Annotated in this window: 2 protein-coding genes; both read left to right on the top strand. The window is 70.3% G+C overall.

All coding sequences use genetic code 11. The features are described 5' to 3' along the window. On the top strand, positions 1-736 hold a 736-nt coding region (locus M1M07_RS32185; RefSeq protein ID WP_248676757.1), incomplete at its 5' end, for an alpha/beta hydrolase. 1 nt (position 737) lies between these two features. Next, complete coding sequence (locus M1M07_RS32190) at positions 738-1,676, top strand: MBL fold metallo-hydrolase (RefSeq protein WP_248676758.1); 939 nt, start codon at positions 738-740, stop codon at positions 1,674-1,676. Positions 1,677-1,817: the final 141 nt, after the last annotated feature.

The raw sequence follows: 1,817 nt of genomic DNA on the forward strand, positions 1-1,817 counted from the left end.
CACCCCGGACACCGCCGACACCCACGGCATCCTGGTGTACTTCCACGGCGGCGCGTTCTTCCTCGGCAGCCTCGACACCCACGACCACGTCGCCCGCCACCTCGCGAAGGCCACCGGCTGCACGGTCGTCTCCGTCGGCTACCGCCGCGCCCCCGAAGCGGCGTTCCCCGCCGGCCTGGACGACTGCCTCACCGTCGTCCGCTGGGTCGCCGACCACGGCGACGACCTGCACTGGAACGGCGACACCCTCGCCCTCGCCGGGGATTCCTCCGGCGGCACCTTCGTCGCCGCCGTCGCGGCCGCCGCCCACGACCAGGGCTTCGACCGCATCACCCACCAGATCCTGTACTACCCGTCGCTGGATCTGGACTTCGACGTCGACCGCTACCCATCCCTGCGCGAGAACGCCGAAGGCTACGGAGTCGAAACCGCCGGGCTGCCCGCCTTCAACTCCTTCTACTTCGACAGCGGCGCCGACCCCGCCGACCCGCGGGTCTCACCGATCAAACGTGCCGACCTGACCGGGCTCCCGGCCGCGCTGATCGTCACCGCCGAATACGACCCGATGCGCGACGAAGGCGAAGCCTACGGCGCGCGTCTCGCCGACGCCGGTGTGCCCGTGACGGTCCGCCGGTACGCGGGCGCCAACCACGGCTTCGTCCAGAACTTCGCGTGGATCCCCGAATTCGCGCAGGTCTTCGACGAGACCGCGGACTTCCTGCGGCAGGGCAAGTGACATGGCCGAGGTGAAGATCCACCCGATCGTGTCGCCGTGGGGCCGGTTCGGTCTCTACACGTTCTTCATCGACGCCGAACAGCCCGAGATCGTCGACACCGGCATCGCGTCGTCCCCGGCCGAGGGCATGGCCCCCGCGCTCGCGGCGCTCGGCCGCCGCATCGAGGACGTGCGCTGGATCCTGCTCACCCACGGCCACATCGACCACATCGGGGGAGCGCACGCCCTGTGGGAGGCGACCGGCCGCCGCGCCCAGGTCGTCATCCACGAGGCCGACGCCCACCTGCTGCGCTCGCGGCAGGCGCACGTCGACGAATACCTCGGGACCCGCGGCAGATACCTGAAGGACCCGGACGGGGGCGCCAAGGTGACCGCGGCCGCGCAGGCCGTCATCTCCGGCGAGATGGAACCGACGATGCTCGTGCGCGGCGGCGAAACCCTCTCCCTCGGCGGCGACGTCACCGTGTCGGTGCACTCGATCCCCGGGCACACCGCCGGGTCGGTCGCGTACGTCGTCGACGGACAGAACGACGTGTTCGTCGGCGACGCCGTGCAGGTCCACGGTGCCGCCAACGGATTCCCCGGCTACGAGGACCCCGAGGCGTACCGGGTCAGCCTGCAGTACCTGCGCGACGAGATCGACCCGCAGCACCTGTACCTGGGACACCCCTACCGGCGCGCCGACGGAGTCGCCTACGGCGTCGAACTCGACCGCACCCAGGCGGCCGAGGCGCTGCGCGAAAGCCTCGAGATCGAAGGGGGAGTGCGCGGCGCCGCGTACCGCTGCCTCTGCGGCGGCCTGCTCGAAACCGAGTCGGCGTACTCGCCGTTCGCCCCCGTCGCCGACGAACTCGGCTACCGGGGCGATCCCACCCTCGAACCGTCCCCGTTCTTCACGACGCTGCACGGCTACCGCACCCAGTACATCCAGAAGTCCTGACACAGAAGAGGAATCGCAGACCCATGGCCGAGCTCCAGGAATTCGACGCGGGCGGACAGACCATCCGTATCCGCAAGAACCTGCGGATCCCGATGCGCGACGGCGTCGAATTGGCCGCGGACACCTACGAGGGCATCGACG

The sequence above is a fragment of the Rhodococcus sp. HM1 genome (genome assembly GCF_023218075.1).
GTDB lineage: Bacteria > Actinomycetota > Actinomycetes > Mycobacteriales > Mycobacteriaceae > Rhodococcus.

Bases quoted from the DNA above. Each gene is read 5' to 3' on its own strand.
- M1M07_RS32190 (WP_248676758.1), top strand. From the start codon at position 738: ATGGCCGAGGTGAAGATCCACCCGATCGTGTCGCCGTGGGGCCGGTTC.